Below are 12,738 nucleotides of genomic sequence, written 5' to 3'. Positions count from 1 at the left end.
CAGGCCGCGATTGTTGGCGTCAAATCGGCGCGCCGGCCGCTCGCGTCAGGAACTGCTGCTCGGAGCCTTGTCGGCAACGGTGATTCCCGCTTGCACGAGTATCTTACCGCCATTCTCGGTCGTCGCAATGATGCCGTCGGAATAAACCTTGACGGAATCGATGACGCCCTTGACCGTGCCGTCGGCGCTTTCCATGTACTTGCCGACGTAGCTGCTGGCCTGGGTGAGGCTCGAGCTTGCTAGAAGCGTATCCAACTTGGTGTTGGTCTGGACCGTCTGCTCGACCTGCGAGAAAGTCGCAAGCTGCGCCACCTGCTCGCTCGCCTTCATCGGATCGGTCGGGTCCTGGTTCTTCATCTGCGCGATCAGCAGCTGAAGAAAGTTGTCGTAATTCAGCGTCGCCTTCTTCTGGGCCGAGTTCGTCGTATCAGTCAAGGGTGTGGAAGTGTTCACCTTCGCCGTTGCATCTACCGCCATGGTGCGATCTCCCTGCGAATCTGCTCGACCATCGTCGGCGGCAGCTCGTGATTGTTGAGGATACTGTCTTCGATCGAGTAGAGACCGCGGATGGCCTTGAGCGCATCAAAAGCGCGGCCGGTCGAGACGAGCGCATCGATGCGCTTCAGTTCGGCGAGGATCTCTTCGTTCTTGAAGCAGGTGAGAAGCATCGTGATCGACTTGCGGAACATCGCCGTCGAATGTTCCTTGCCCTCTGGATTGATGAGGATCATCTGAGCAATGAAGTAGAGTTGGCGAAGCGGCGTGGTTGCGCCCTCGGGCTGCAGCACGTGGTTTTCGAGAAGGAACGTCACATCATTCAGGAATTCCAGTGCGACCTTACGGTCGACACGCAGGACAGCGCCGTTGATGAAGATTCTTTCTCCGGCTTTCAGAGAAATGCGAAGTGTACTTTTCATTTAAGTCCATCCCTGATGATGGTGGTAACGTCGATTATGCCCTGGTAGTTATTCGACTGACGTTTTCTAATTCTGTCGCATTCTTTCAATATCCAGATCGCAATCGAGATAAGGTTCGCCCTAAGCCCGACTTCCAGCTGGTTATCGGGATGCTTCAAATCCTCGATGAAGCTGATCCATACCCTTCGCGTATAGAAGAGAGCCTCAATAGCCTCCCGGCTGTACTTCTCTTTGTCGCGCGCCACCGAAAGCAGTTCGATCGAACGTTCGAGAACCTGCCATTCCCGCTCTTTCGCGTCGGCCACCGAGTCTTGCATGACCTCGGCATAAGAGAACTGATACATTCATGCATCCTTCTTTATATTGCGCGCCTTTGCTCATCAAAGGTAGTTCACGAGACTCAACTGCTGGATCTTCGAAACGATCGTATAAGCGGTTTCAAGCTGCGTTTCCAAAGTCTTGACGAGGGTCGATGCTTCGTAGGGATCGACGCCCTGGAGATCGACGATTTTGTTCTTAATGATGTTGGACTGGGCATCGAGAGCATCGTTCGACTTTTTGACGCGCTCTTGGGAAAGGCCAAGCTGGCTTGCCTGCGTCACGAGGCCACTGGTCGCCTTCGTCGTATAGCTAATCGCATTGCTGGAGACCTTGCCCATCGCATCGGCGCTGAGATTTTGCCCCAACAATGCCGAGGTCATGACCGAAGCGAGCGCGAAATAGCGCATGCCTTCGGAATTGGCATTGGTCGAGGATTCAATCACTTCCGAGTTGCTGATGCGGCTCGTCATGTTCTGGTTCGACGCCTGCGACCAGCCGGTCGCCGGGTTGGTCCAGTTGGCCTGGCTGAACATCGGCTCGACCTGCGTGGTGATGAAGGTGTCCATTTCAGCGCCGGTCAGCTGGTTGACTGGCTTGCCAAGACCCGTGGCATAGGTGTTCAACGCCGTAACGATGGCCGCGCTCGTCGCCGCCGTCTTGTCGGTCAGCGGCAGCACATCCGTATTGATGCCGGAGAAGAGATATTCGCCGTTCACCATGGTGTTGGCCGTATCCATCATGGTGGACAAAGCGCTGGTCGCCGACTGGATGGCGACGGTGATGCTGCCGGGGTCGTGGCTGCCCTGAAGCGCCGTCAGCTTCGACACGAGGCCGTCGCCAACATCCTTCATTTTGGAAAGGCCGAGCTGCGAGGATTCCATGCGCGCGTTGACGAGCGAATTGCTCGACTTGATAGAGGCTATCCTGTCGACCTCGCGATTGAAATCCACGCTTCTGGCGGCACTGCCGCCAAGGGAGACGCCGATATCCGCATAGACCCCCGTCGTCGCTTCCGTCGACGCCTTCGTCATCTGGTTCTGCGCCTGACGGATCGTCAGCCGCATTGCGTTCTGGATGGCCGAACTTGAAATAAATGAGCTCTTCATGGCTTAACTCGCAATATCCAGCAATGACTTCAACATCTCGTCAACGGCGTTCAGGATCTTGGTCGCCGCCTTGTAGGACTGCTCGATGTCGAGAAGCAGGGTCAGTTCCTCGTCGAGGTTGACGCCCGTCTCATTGGAATAGGCCTCGTCGGAACGCGACAGCGCCGCCGAGGTGTTTTCCGCCGCCGTCGTGGCGTTGCTGCGGTACTGCTCGAGCCAGCCCAATGAATTGGTCGCGTATTCCATGATGCTGACATTCGAGTCGATGCCGGTCGAGGCGTCGAAGCCAACCACCGGTGCAGCCGGATCGAAATCGATGTCGGAGCCTAAGGCGGTATAGAGACGATCAAGGTCTGTCGTATAACCGCTGAGGTGGGTGGGATTGTTGACGACGCCGTTGACATTGACGCCGCCGTCGCGCAGGCGCATCGGATCGCCGCCTTGCGAGGTGATCACGCGAGTGCTGACGCTGATCGTCGCCGCCATGCCGGCAACTGCGGTGGCACCGGTGTCGACCGTGCCGCCGCTCCAGGTAAAGAGGCCGGGGACATAGGCCGGACCAGCTGCCGTATTCTGCTCCTTGAAGAGCGAGACCAGGCCACGGGCGATTTCGTCAAGCTGCTTCTGGAAGTTGGGGGCGATCTCGTCGCGAACCTGGAGGAGCGATTGAAGGCTCCCCTGCCCCGTCGTCGTCGATCCGCTGCCGCGCTGAAGCGCTACGCCGTCAATATAGACCGAATTGCCGGTGATGCTGGCGTTATAGACATCCTGGGACTTGAACGTCACCTTGCGCGGGATCGTTTCGAAGAGGATCGTCCCGTCTGATGTGCTCAAGACCATGTCGTTATTGTCGCGCGTCGTCGTGCTGACGCCGACGATCTGCGAGATCTGCTTGAGGATCTTCTCACGCTCATCGAGAGCGCCCGACGCATCCGCGCCCGAAGCCGTGGCGGTTTTCACCGCATTGTTGGCTTTTTCGAACTGGCTGAGGAGCGTATTCAGGCTGTCGACCGCCGTGGCAATCTGCTTGTCGGCGGAGGCGCGAACGTCCTGAACGGAACTCGATGCGTTGTTCAGGGAATTGGCGACATCCTGGGCAGCGGTGATGGCGCCCTGAGCCGCGACCGTGCTCCCCGGCGAAGTTCTGAAAGCCTGCAGCTTCTGCTGGAAAACACCGAGGTAGGTGGACGGCGCCGTTTCGTAATCGTTGCCGCCCATGATCGACTTGAGATCCCCGAGACCGCTTAGCAGCGCCTGCTGAGCACTGTCCTGCGAGGACGACTTCAGATATTGGCGCAACAGAGCGTCTTCCTGTGCCCGGTCTATCTTGACCACCTGTGCGCCGTTCAGTGACGTGGTGAGCATCGCCTGCCGGCGCACGTAATCCTTGTTGCCCGCGTTCGAGATATTGTTCGATACGACACTGCTCTGCGTGCCGGTATTGTTGAATATGTTCTGCGCGGTATTAAGTGCGGACGTGAGCGACATAGCTTACCCGTTACCCTACTTATCTCTTGAGGTTGACGAGGACGTCCATGATGTCCGAACCCGTCTGGAAGACCTTTGAATTGGCGGTATAGCTGCGTTGTGCTTCGATCATCTCGGTCAACTCGCCGGCAAGATCGACGTTGGAACCTTCGAGAGCGCCCGATTTGATCGTGCCGAGACCGTTGGTCTGCGGGAAGCCGGTGACGGTGACGCCCGATTGGCCGTTGGCGCTGTAGACGTTGCCGCTCATCAGCGTCAGCTTGTCAGGGCTTGCGACATTGGCGAGCGGAATGCGGTAAAGCGGCTTGGTGCTGCCGTCTTCGTACTTGGCGTAGACGATGCCGTCGCCATCGATCGTGACGTCCTTGACCGGGCTCGCCGCCTGGCCATTCGGCGTACCGGTGCCGGCAAAGGCGGCGCCAAGCTGCGTAAAGCCGGAGAGATCCATGCCGATCGACAGAGCGTTCCTCGTATCGTTGATCGTGATGGCGCCGCCTGTGAGCATCTTGCCGTCGCGGTCGAAGGTGAGCGGTCCGGAGGCGACAATGGCGCCGGCGCCACCGGTGTATGGGAAGGAGGTCGTGCCGCCCGTCGCCGCATCAGCATTGCGGAAGACCGCAACCTCCCAGGTGCTGGCAGTAGCGCCGGCGGCCGGCACCGGTGTCACCACCGAGGTCTTCGTAAAGTAGAAGTCGTACATTACCTTGTTGCCGAGATGGTCGTAGGCGACCATCGAGAACTTCTTGGTATCGGCCGTCGTGGTGGCGGCGTTGGCGCTCGGCAGCGTCGCGGGGGCGACCGGTGCGACTGCGGCGCCGGAATCGAGATTGCCCTTGAAGACGCCTGATGTCGAGGCGATGGCGGTCAACCCTTCCTGGTTGACGTTGACAGGAACGAGGCCATCGAAACCGTTGACGACGACGGCAGGCGCGCCGGAATTGTAGGAATAGCCCATCAGCTGGAAGCCGGCAGCATTGACGAGGTTGCCTTCGTCGTCCTTCTGGAAGTCGCCGGCGCGGGTCAGGACCGGAGTGCCATCAGGACCCTGGACGATGAAAAAGCCGTCGCCCGAGATGGCAAGGTCGGTGGTCGAGGTGGTATAGGAAATATCGCCCTGGTCGGAGACTGCCTGGCGGACGGAGGTCTGAACGCCGCCGGAATTGTAGTTGCCGCCCGAGGAAGGCAGAACGAGCGACGAGAAGCTCGTCGAGACGGCCTTGTAACCGGTGGTATTCACGTTTGCAATGTTGTCGCCGACGGTGCTGAGGCGGTTCGCTTGCGCGTTCATCCCCGAGACTGCCGTCTTCATGCTGCCGAAAATGCTCATCTGAAAACCTCGTTTTACCTGCTAGGTGCAACAGTATTTGGCGGGCCTTGCGTGAAGCTGTCTGTTAATGCCGGATCGCCGACCGAAATATTCCGGCTCTCCGCGCGGCGCAGCCCGCGCCAAAAAAATTAATTCCAATCAATGCAATAGCCCAGGAAGCGCTTGGAATCGACCGGGTCGAAGCCGAGCCGCTTGCGGAGCTTCTTGCGCAGCTTAGAAATATGGCTTTCGACGACGTTTTCTTCGACTTCCTCATCGAAGATGCCGTAGATCGCATTGAATATCTGGGTCTTGGTGACACGGCGGCCACGATTTGCAATCAAATATTCGAGGATGCGGCGCTCGCGGCGCGGCAAGGCAAAAATTTCGCCGTTGATCTCAGGATCACGGCCATCCGAGAAGACACGAATCGCGCCGATGTCGGTGTAGTTGGCGATCGCCTTCAACCGGCGACGAATGGCTGCGGCCCGCGCGAGGATTTCTCGGGGATGCACCGGCTTGCGTACAACGTCGTCGACGCCGCAATCGAAAAGGGCAAGGGTGTTTTCAAGTGACGGCTGATCGCTGACAGCGATCACGGGCGCCATCGAACGATCCCTGATCGCGCGGGGCAACTCCAGTGCGCGCTGACCCTGACCGATCAGGAACGCTTCGACTGCAGCGATGTCAGAATCGGCTGCCGTCTGCACCCATTCACCAAACTCATTGGGATCAAAGCCGGTCGAGGGAATGCCCTCACGGCCAAATAGAGAAGTGTAACCATCCTTCACGAGCTCACGCTCATCAACCACTACGATCATTCGTCCGCCTCCGAATCAGTGTGGCACATCGATGATCTATGGGTACGAATCGCACGAATCAGCGGCAACTCGTGAAAGTTAATGGCGGAAATTAATAATTGATTAAGAATTGGGTGCCGATTTGATCTACATATAGTAGGTCATCATTGTTATGCACACAAAAATTTCGTGGAAAAGTTAACGTCCGCTTAATTGTGTCTTGCAAGCGGGTTTCATGCCGGATTCCTGCCACACTTCGACACAGTTCGGTCATAATTGGCTAATTCAATTAAGAATTGAATTAATTTGCGCAGAAATTGCTCGCATTGGGAGTCCACTTGCCGTAGCCGGTGGCGACCAGATTTGCGATGACGCGGCAGACATATTGCTTCTGCGCGGGGTCGTTGTTCGGTCCCGCATGGTATCTAGCTACCGCCATCGTCCATGTGTCATGCCGGTCGTGGAGGTTGCGCAGGAATTTCGCGGCATATTCCACGTTGCGATGAGGGTCGAACATTTCCTCCACGGAGCTGAAGTTCTCGCCGTGGAAATAGTGATTGATCTGCATGCATCCGATATCGATGAGCTTCGCGCCGCCCCTGCTGGCGGTGTCGAATTGCTGCAATGCGGCCTGCTCGGACGCCGGAAACAGAGCCTTGCCCTCGATGTTCATGGCATAGGGATAGAGCGATCCCTTGCGCCCGGTTTCCGTCAGCCCCACCGAATAAAGAATTCCCTCGGGAATGCCATATTTGGCTGCTGCGGACTGGATTTCGCGCTCACAGGCGCCAGTAGAAGCCGATGCGCTAGAGGTAGACGCTGCCAGAGCGGCCGTTGCCAGCATCGACAGCAGAAGCGTTCTCACCACCGTTCCCGCCCGCACCATTAAAGCCTCCATTCGTCTGCTGCGCTGTCTGGTTCTGGCGCTCACGCGCCTCGCCCTGACCCTGTCCCTGCTGGGCAAGTGATTGCTGCTGGGAGGCATGACCCTGGCTGTTCGCCTGGTTACCGGCATCGGTTCGTTGTACAGGGGCCATGCTGATGGTCACGTTATCGACCGCGTAGCCCTGACTGCGCAACGCTTCGAGAATTTTGCCGTGATCTTCCTTGAGCTGGCGATAAGCAGCCCCCGTCTCGACCTTCAGGTCGACGTTCAGGGTATTGCCTGACAGACGCATTGTGGCCGTGACGAGGCCGAGATCAATCGGGCTCATCTGAATCTTGAGGGTATTGACGACCTTGCCCGTGCTCGTCCATTCGGCTGCATTCGACAGAGCAGAACTCGGCTGCATGGCATGCGCCCATTCGCTATCGCCTGAAAGCGCCGCTGTCACGGTCGCCGAATTCGGATTCTGCACCAGACCGAGATAACGGCGGGACTCCAGGACGGATACATTTTCGACGCTCGACTTTACCGGCTTGTCGGAGCCGGGCTGCTCTGCGCCGATATGCACATCCATCGACTGGCCGCGGCCGTCGGCACGGCTGATCCTGAAAGTCTTGCCTTCGACGCCTTCGGCATTCTCCGTTCCCGGTATGCGCGCGTCATCCTGATGCGAGGCGACGGCCGCCAATGCGTCCGACACATGCGCATCAGCCTTGGCGCCATATACGCCTTCGATTTTCGCGTCCTTCTTGCCAGCCGCTGCGTCATCAGCCTTCGCGGCCTGATGGGCGGATGCCTGTAGGACAGCCGCGGCATCAGCAGGGTCCTTCTTCAGAAGGCCGAGGACATCGGCGATATCGCCGGCTTCGGCCTCCCCACCTGCGTCAATATCGGCATCGCTCCCAAGCTTATTGATCTTGGCATATTTGGCAGGCTTGCCCAGCGCTTGCGCGACAATCTCGGCTGCCTGATCTCCGGCGCCCGACTTGCGCAAACCCAAAACGGCGGTGTTCTTGCCCTGATCCTTTTCGGACTTCACAGGTATCTTGCCGACGTCTGCGACAGTCTCAGGCTGCACCTCCATCTGTCCCTTGGGAGAGCCATCATTCAGATTGATGACCTGCTTCGGATGGCGGCCGCGCAGGTTGCGGGCCGTGGCCTCTGCGCCGTCGTCGGTGGTCCGCCGCTCAGACGTGTCGACTGCTTCCCGATCGCCATTGCCTGCCTTGGAGAGAACATCGGAAAAACCGCCGTTCTCATCCGCAGTCTCGCCCCTGCCGGCGCCACGACCAGTTCTTACGGACGCAGACGCATCCGTGCCGGGCGCTCCGCCCGAGACGCTGATATCCATCATCATCTTACTTGCCTTCTTGGGCCAGGAGACCGTCGATTTCGTCGAGCTTGGATCGATTGGTCGTCACGAAAGAGGTGAATGAAGGGTCGACATCCTGGCCTCCCGTGCCAGCAGAAGCCGCGCCTTCGACAACAGGTTCCGGGGCAGCAACCGACGCTCTTCCCGGTTGTGCAGCCGTGGCGGCTGCGGCCTGTTCAGAAGTGATTTCTTGATTAGTACCATTAGGAGTGGAGCCTTGTGTCAGGCTTGCCGGATCCGGAGCCCGCAATATCTGCTCGGCGACGGATTTTGCGGCGGCCTGCAGTGCTTGATCCTGTGGCGAAAGCGATGCGCCTGAAATATTGGCGATGTATTTTGCCGCCCGGTCAATATCGCCGGTGGGTACGTTCGCCATGCCGTTGTAGAAATCCGCAAGCGGTCCAAAAGGATTGTCTGTCCCCTCGCCCAGCGACTGGACGCGTTGGGCAGCCATCCGGGCGAGGTCGGGCTTCCCGGCAATCGCTGCAGCACGCGCGACACGCAGATAAACCTCGCGCTGGCGCGGCGCGTCCATGAAGGACAGGATATCGACAACCGTCTGCGGATTGACATCGTGATCGTGGCTGACGATCAGCTTGACGAAGAGATCGGCGAACTGGCTTGCATAGGGTGAATGGAGGAAGCGGCGAACATAACGCTGAGAATAGGCGAGCCCCTTGTCGACCTGGCCCGTTTCGACGCTGATGGCAACCGAACGGCGCAGCGCCGCCTCCTCCACGATGGTGCCAGGCGCATCGAGCCGCGCCCTATCGTATAACGTAAGGGCATCAAGCGGTCTCGTTGCGATTAGTACATTGCCGCCGATCAGCGCCAAATAGGGACCGATCTTCTTGCCTTCATATTCCTTGGCGGTTTCTTCCAGTGTCCGGGAGACAAGCAGGCCCTTTCCGTTCAGATATTTCCGCAGCACGTCGGTGACGCGATTATCGAAATAGCCGTTGACGTCATGAGAGACCAGATACTCGAGTGTCTGAGGATTGCCGCCGCTCATCACGTAAGTCAGCGCCGCGTCGACGTTGCGGTCGTCATCATAGACAGACGGGTCGACGGTGCGCAGGCGCTGATCGATCTTGCCGAGCATGAAGCGCTGCATCTCACCGGCGGAATGATCGCCAAGGACGACCGAGTCCTGGACGAACTGCAGGGAGCGCAGCATCTTGTAAGGCGCGAGATCGTCCGGATCCGCAGCATGACCAATGGCGGGCGCCATCATCGCCAGACTGAAGATCGCATATCTGAAATAGCGAGACTGCCTGCGCGTCATCCGACTATCCTTGATCTGCCTGAACGAGAATCTCGATCCGGCGGTTTGACGCATTGTAGGGGTCGTCGGGCACCTTCAGGCGACGGTCAGCGAAACCGGAAACTTGCGAGATGCGCTTCTCCTCAAGGCCGCCGCGAACGAGCATGTAGTAAGCGCTCTGGGCACGGTCCATCGACAAACGCCAGTTTTCGTTGAGATCGCCTTTGAACTGCCTGCCGTCCGTATGGCCACGGATGGCGACGGCCCCTTCCCTCTGCTTCAGGATCGCGCCGATCTTCTGCATCGCGAGGACCATTTCCTGCCGCGGCACTGCAGAGCCGATGTTGAACATGGAGTCGTCGTTCTGGTCGGAGATGCTCACCAGAAGGCCGCCCTCCGACGCTGTAACCGTCAGGCCCTCGGCGAGCTTGCCGGCGACGCCGGCGATCTGCTGGGCGATCTCCTGCTGCAACTCCTTGGCCTGCTGCTTCTCCTCGGCCTGTTTGGCCCGTTCCATTTTATCTTCGGTTTTGTCGGCGTCCTTGGTTTTGTCCGCCTGCTTATCTTTGGTCTTATCCGCTTGCTTATCCTGCTGCTTCCCAGCAGAGGCGGCGACGGCCGCGCTGTTGGCATCCTTGCTCGGCAGCGTCGGAGGCTTGGCGTTCTCAGCCTTGGCAAGTTCAGTCGGCTCGGCCTGCGCATCGAGCGGCGAAGGCTGTTGCGGTTTGCCAGCCGTGGTAACCTCGACCTGCTTTGTCCAGAAATCCGGGTCGAAGGGGTCGCGATAGGCTTCGCCACCATCGGCACCGGTCGCCGGACCAGAATCCGCCGCGCCGCCGTCACCTTTGGCACTGACGTTTGCCTGCTGGCCAACCTCCTGGGCGATCTCGGCGAGAACCGAATAGGGGTTTTCGAAGAAATCGGCTTCAGAATAATTGGTCTTGTCGCCGGAGGTCGAGGTCTGGTCGTCGCCATCGGCGGCAGACTTGCCCTCGTTCGGATTCTCCTCCTTCTCCTTCGACTTTTCCTGGTTCTGCTCGCCTTTGGCCTGGTCCACGGGCTTTTTCAGACCTTTCTCAGTCGGCTTTTCGTCGGAGAGTTTGATCGGGTTGAAGTAGGTAGCGATCGAGGCCTTGGTTTCCTCGTTGGCGGCATTGACGAGCCACATGACGAGGAAGAAGGCCATCATTGCCGTCATGAAATCGGCATAGGCAATTTTCCATGCACCGCCATGGGCGCCATCGTGATCGCCACCACCATGTTTCTTGACGATGATGATCTCGTTTTTGCCGTGGTGATGGTTTTCGCCGTCGCTCATTCGGAGACTTTCTTCAAGCTAGCCGCCCAGGCGGAAATACGGGTCACAAGCACGGTCTCGCCAAGCTCGACGGCAAGGTCGATATCATCAGCCTCATGATGGCGGATCAGTGCGGCGTGCTCTCCGAGTTCATCCTTGAGGATATCGAACAGCTTGGCTGGACCGCGCACGATGATCGGAGCTGCTGCGCCGTCGAGGATCGCCTCCCGCAGCAAGACAGCAAGATTTTCGGTCGCTTTTTTAGAGAGCGCCTCAGTCATGACAGGCGCGATCGCCGTCGCTGTTACGTCGCTGACGAACGCTGCAATCTCTTCGGCCATGTCGCGGATACGAGACGCGATCACCGCAGCCGCTTCGATCTCGTAGCGGAGTTTCAACTCCTCGATCTCCCGGACATGCGCTTCGGAGGCAGCCTGGGCTTCGCGTTCGTATTTTTCGGTCAGCTCCACGGTCGCCGCCGCGAAGCCTTCGGAATAAGCTTCACGTCGTTCAGCTTCTATGTCGATTTCGGGCTCCTGCGGCAGCTCCCCAAATGCGGAGGCGGTTTCGGTCGCGAAATCATCGACATCGATGATCGGTGCCGACGTATTCGGCTCACCGAAATCCTTCAAATACCGGGAAAGCATAATGCTCATAAAAAACCGTCCAGTATCCGGGGGACACGCGGCATGCCCCCGCTTGAAAATGACATCTTCCTTGGCGGCACGTCGTTCCGGTTCGGGAGAGGCTCAGGGCCTGTCGCCGGCAAGGATTCGGACGCTACCTTCATGCCGAAGGCTAGAAACCCAAACTTGCGCGAGGATGAATGATGCCGCCCTCGCGCCGCACTTACTCGAGCAAGATGAGAATCTTGCTGGCGGAAGTGTTGAGGATGGAGATAGCTTCAACGGCCATCTGCTTCTGGGTTTCAATGGCTTTCTGGCGGGTGGAAGCTTCGTCCATATCAGTATCGACAAGGGCGCCGACGCTCTTGTCGACAACATCGGACAGGTCGGCGGTGTAGTCGATCTGATCATCGATGCGGGCCTTCATGATGCCGATTCCGGCTGCTGAATTCGTAAGCTGCTTCAGCATGGCGTCCGTGGCGGTCAGCATGTCGATGAGCTGCGAATCGGTGGTCGACTTGCCGATCGAGATTTCCGTACCGGTCGCCGGAACCGCAGAATTCGCGTTCAGCAGATAGTAGTTGCGCACCGGCGTGCCGTCGACATTACCATTGACAGCCTTCGTCAAAAGGCCGCCATTGGCATCATTTCGGTCGATCATGATGGTCTGCGATGAGGGAAAGTCGATCGTCTGAGCCTGGTATTCACCGGTCGGAGCACGCACGAAGCTGCCGATAATCTTCCACTGTGGAGGCGCTGCCGGCTGGCCGTTCACCAACCAGTTTTCGCCAGCGAAGGAGGTCGCGTCAACCATCGTCTGGAGTTGATTCTTGTACTCGGTGATCTCTGCGTTGATCTTGTCCTTGTCAGCGCCGGGCTCACGCGCTGCAACCAGCTTGGCCCTGATATCGCCAAGGAGATCGATGGCGGAGTTCATCGCCGTGTAGGTCGAGTCAACCTTTGCCGCACCGAGGCCAAGCGCATCGCCGATGGTGCCGAGATTGGTGCTGTCGCCACGCATGACGCTTGCGATCGACCAGTAGGTTGCATCGTCGGCCGCGGTGTCAATTCGCTTCAGCGTAGAGATCTGCTGCTGCACGTTGGTTGATTCTTTATTGATGCTGCGCAGCACTGCAAGCGCACTCACCGCGGCCGCGTTGGTAATCTTGACGGTCATCGACATGGTCTCGGAAAGATGAAGGGATCAGGCCGGTTTTGCCGGCGGCGACTGAGCTGGCTTCATGCCCCGGCAGGTTTCCCAACCGGTGTGTCGCAAAACAAATCAATTGCGAGCAACGTTAACCTGATAGCAACCACTTTCGCAAGAGCCGAAGAAGAGATTGAAATGGTGCTTG

At 58.3% G+C, this 12,738-nt stretch carries 13 protein-coding genes; all 13 read right to left on the bottom strand.

The window, feature by feature from the left end; genetic code table 11:
* Positions 1-45: 45 nt before the first annotated feature.
* Positions 46-477, bottom strand: coding sequence for a flagellar hook assembly protein FlgD (gene flgD / locus FHX15_RS07290; RefSeq protein WP_184395022.1), 432 nt, complete (start codon positions 475-477; stop codon positions 46-48).
* Complete coding sequence (gene flbT / locus FHX15_RS07285; protein WP_184395020.1) at positions 468-917, bottom strand: flagellar biosynthesis repressor FlbT; 450 nt, start codon at positions 915-917, stop codon at positions 468-470. The genes flgD and flbT overlap by 10 nt, the downstream gene beginning before the upstream one ends.
* Positions 914-1,261: a flagellar biosynthesis regulator FlaF gene (gene flaF, locus FHX15_RS07280; RefSeq protein WP_184395018.1), complete on the bottom strand. Its 348-nt coding sequence runs from the start codon at positions 1,259-1,261 to the stop codon at positions 914-916. Before flaF ends, flbT begins: the two co-directional genes overlap by 4 nt.
* 36 nt (positions 1,262-1,297) lie before the next feature.
* Complete coding sequence (locus FHX15_RS07275) at positions 1,298-2,344, bottom strand: flagellar hook-associated family protein (protein WP_184395016.1); 1,047 nt, start codon at positions 2,342-2,344, stop codon at positions 1,298-1,300.
* Positions 2,345-2,347: 3 nt separating this feature from the next.
* Positions 2,348-3,832: a flagellar hook-associated protein FlgK gene (flgK, locus tag FHX15_RS07270; RefSeq protein ID WP_184395014.1), complete on the bottom strand. Its 1,485-nt coding sequence runs from the start codon at positions 3,830-3,832 to the stop codon at positions 2,348-2,350.
* 19 nt (positions 3,833-3,851) lie between these two features.
* Positions 3,852-5,159 (bottom strand): flagellar hook protein FlgE, encoded by a 1,308-nt coding sequence (locus FHX15_RS07265; RefSeq protein ID WP_184395012.1) that lies wholly within the window; start codon positions 5,157-5,159, stop codon positions 3,852-3,854.
* 128 nt (positions 5,160-5,287) lie between these two features.
* Positions 5,288-5,959, bottom strand: coding sequence for a transcriptional activator Rem (gene rem / locus FHX15_RS07260; protein ID WP_184395010.1), 672 nt, complete (start codon positions 5,957-5,959; stop codon positions 5,288-5,290).
* A gap of 280 nt (positions 5,960-6,239) precedes the next feature.
* Entirely contained in the window at positions 6,240-6,803 is a 564-nt protein-coding gene (locus FHX15_RS07255; protein WP_184395008.1) for a transglycosylase SLT domain-containing protein, read from the bottom strand.
* Entirely contained in the window at positions 6,745-8,178 is a 1,434-nt protein-coding gene (locus FHX15_RS07250) for a flagellar hook-length control protein FliK (protein ID WP_184395365.1), read from the bottom strand. The genes FHX15_RS07255 and FHX15_RS07250 overlap by 59 nt, the downstream gene beginning before the upstream one ends.
* A gap of 4 nt (positions 8,179-8,182) precedes the next feature.
* Positions 8,183-9,481 carry a chemotaxis protein MotC gene (motC, locus tag FHX15_RS07245; protein WP_184395006.1) on the bottom strand — a complete coding sequence of 433 codons (1,299 nt, stop codon included), beginning with the start codon at positions 9,479-9,481 and terminating at the stop codon, positions 8,183-8,185.
* Between the two features lie 4 nt (positions 9,482-9,485).
* Entirely contained in the window at positions 9,486-10,778 is a 1,293-nt protein-coding gene (locus FHX15_RS07240; RefSeq protein WP_184395003.1) for a MotB family protein, read from the bottom strand.
* Positions 10,775-11,413 carry a hypothetical protein gene (locus FHX15_RS07235; RefSeq protein WP_184395002.1) on the bottom strand — a complete coding sequence of 213 codons (639 nt, stop codon included), beginning with the start codon at positions 11,411-11,413 and terminating at the stop codon, positions 10,775-10,777. The genes FHX15_RS07240 and FHX15_RS07235 overlap by 4 nt, the downstream gene beginning before the upstream one ends.
* 193 nt (positions 11,414-11,606) lie before the next feature.
* Positions 11,607-12,560: a flagellin gene (locus FHX15_RS07230; protein ID WP_184395000.1), complete on the bottom strand. Its 954-nt coding sequence runs from the start codon at positions 12,558-12,560 to the stop codon at positions 11,607-11,609.
* Positions 12,561-12,738: the final 178 nt, after the last annotated feature.

Source organism: Rhizobium sp. BK650, assembly GCF_014195325.1.
GTDB lineage: Bacteria > Pseudomonadota > Alphaproteobacteria > Rhizobiales > Rhizobiaceae > Rhizobium.
Note: the sequence above shows the minus strand (reverse complement) of the source record. Positions and strands in the feature narration are given on the sequence as shown.

Coding starts and splice junctions, on each gene's coding strand:
- flaF (WP_184395018.1), bottom strand. CDS start 1,261: ATGTATCAGTTCTCTTATGCCGAGGTCATGCAAGACTCGGTGGCCGAC.
- FHX15_RS07275 (WP_184395016.1), bottom strand. CDS start 2,344: ATGAAGAGCTCATTTATTTCAAGTTCGGCCATCCAGAACGCAATGCGG.
- flgK (WP_184395014.1), bottom strand. CDS start 3,832: ATGTCGCTCACGTCCGCACTTAATACCGCGCAGAACATATTCAACAAT.
- flbT (WP_184395020.1), bottom strand. CDS start 917: ATGAAAAGTACACTTCGCATTTCTCTGAAAGCCGGAGAAAGAATCTTC.
- FHX15_RS07250 (WP_184395365.1), bottom strand. CDS start 8,178: ATGATGGATATCAGCGTCTCGGGCGGAGCGCCCGGCACGGATGCGTCT.
- FHX15_RS07240 (WP_184395003.1), bottom strand. CDS start 10,778: ATGAGCGACGGCGAAAACCATCACCACGGCAAAAACGAGATCATCATC.
- rem (WP_184395010.1), bottom strand. CDS start 5,959: ATGATCGTAGTGGTTGATGAGCGTGAGCTCGTGAAGGATGGTTACACT.
- flgD (WP_184395022.1), bottom strand. CDS start 477: ATGGCGGTAGATGCAACGGCGAAGGTGAACACTTCCACACCCTTGACT.
- motC (WP_184395006.1), bottom strand. CDS start 9,481: ATGACGCGCAGGCAGTCTCGCTATTTCAGATATGCGATCTTCAGTCTG.
- FHX15_RS07265 (WP_184395012.1), bottom strand. CDS start 5,159: ATGAGCATTTTCGGCAGCATGAAGACGGCAGTCTCGGGGATGAACGCG.
- FHX15_RS07230 (WP_184395000.1), bottom strand. CDS start 12,560: ATGACCGTCAAGATTACCAACGCGGCCGCGGTGAGTGCGCTTGCAGTG.
- FHX15_RS07235 (WP_184395002.1), bottom strand. CDS start 11,413: ATGAGCATTATGCTTTCCCGGTATTTGAAGGATTTCGGTGAGCCGAAT.